1 protein-coding gene is annotated in these 1666 nt (G+C 57.3%); it reads right to left on the bottom strand.

Annotated elements, in window-relative coordinates:
- Nucleotides 1–1666: condensation domain-containing protein (locus Q7V20_RS05800; protein WP_304788140.1), on the bottom strand; the 1666-nt coding region annotated here is incomplete at both ends.

Here is a 1666-nt window from a genome sequence, read left to right as displayed (position 1 = left end):
TAGTCGGGATCCAGCGGCAGAAACGCCGCACCGCAACGCCATACCGCCAAACTGGCGACGATCATTTCGGCCGAACGCGGCAGGCACAGCCCGACCACGTCTCCCGCTTGCACGCCCTGCGCCAACAAACCCTGCGCCAGTCGCTGGCTGCGGCTTTCCAGTTCGGCGTAGCTCATGCGCTGGTCGCCGCAGACTAAAGCCACGGCGTGAGGTTGGGTTTGCGCTTGGCGGTGGACGGCTTCAAGCAACGGTTGAATCTCACTTCGAGCCATGTTCGCCGACTGGTTATCCAGATGCTCGCAATCCGTATAAACCATGGCTCCGATCGGTGCCTCGGGTTGCCGGGCGATAGTCAGCAAGATAGTCATCAGGCAAGTGCTAATACGGCGAATATCGTCTTCGGAAAAGTGCGAACGAGCGAAATCGAAACCGATCTCCAGTGTGCCATTCACCGCGACATCCAGCGTCAACGGGTAATTGGTGACGTCATGCTGGGTGACAGAACCTATGCCCAAGCCGCTACTGGACTGCCGCAAGGTCTTATCGATCGGGTAATTCTCGAACACCAGCAAGGTATCGAACAAATCGCCGCTGACACCAGCCCAGCGTTGAATATCGTAAAGCGGCAGGTATTCATACTCGCGCAATTGCAGATTGTCGGCCTGCAAACCGCACAACCATTCGGATAAAGACATGGCGGAGGAAATGGTGGTCGCCACCGGCAGGGTATTGATGAATAAACCCAGCATGGTTTCCGCGCCCGGCAAGCTAGTCGGACGGCCTGCCACCGTTGCGCCGAAAACGACAGTGTTTTGGCCGGTGTAATGCCGCAGCAACAATGCCCATGCACCTTGCAACAAGGTATTCAAAGTGACGCGCTGCTGTTGGGCGACCGCCTGCAACAACTGAGTTTCCGAGGCATCCAGTCGGCATGGCCAATAACCGTTGCCCGTTGCCTGAGGGGCATGCACAGTCGCCGCCAACCAGCACGGCCCACTGGCATTGCGAAGTTGCCGCCGCCAGAAAACCTCGCCGCTAGCCCGATCCTGACTTTGCAGCCAGGCAATGTAATCGCGGTAAACGCCTTGTCCGGCACGACTCGGCGGCGATCCCGCATAGAGTGCCATCACCTCGCCTAATAACAGCGAGGTGCTCCAGCCATCCAGCAATAAATGATGGCTAGTCCAGATGAAATGGGTCGTACCGCCAGCGAGACTGACTAGTGTCAAGCGTAGCAATGGCGGTTGTTGCAAATCGAATCCGAGTTCATATTCAGCTTGACGCAACGCATCCAGTTCAGCTTCATCGACAGGCTGTTGCCGCCAGTCCAGACATTGCACGGATAACTCCGCCTCTTTAAACACCGCTTGCAATGGCGTCGGCAAATCGCCCTGCCAAACAAAACCACTACGCAATGTGGGGTAATTGCGCAATACTTGGCGCCAGGCGTGCAAGAATTTAGACACATCCAGGCCTTGCAAAGCCACCGCCATTTGCGTGACGTACAAATTGGCTTCCGGTTCGCGCAAGGCATGAAACAAAATCCCCTGCTGCATGGGCGAGAGCGGGTAGAGGTCTTCGATCTGATGGTGGGCGACCGGCAGCGCGTCGAGCTGGGCTTGGCTCAGCTTGGCCAGCGGCAGGTCGCTGGGGGTCAAGTTGGGTT

Source organism: Aquabacterium sp., from assembly GCF_030652515.1.
Taxonomy (GTDB): domain Bacteria; phylum Pseudomonadota; class Gammaproteobacteria; order Burkholderiales; family Burkholderiaceae_C; genus Aquabacterium.
This window is presented reverse-complemented; position numbering and strand designations above follow the sequence as displayed.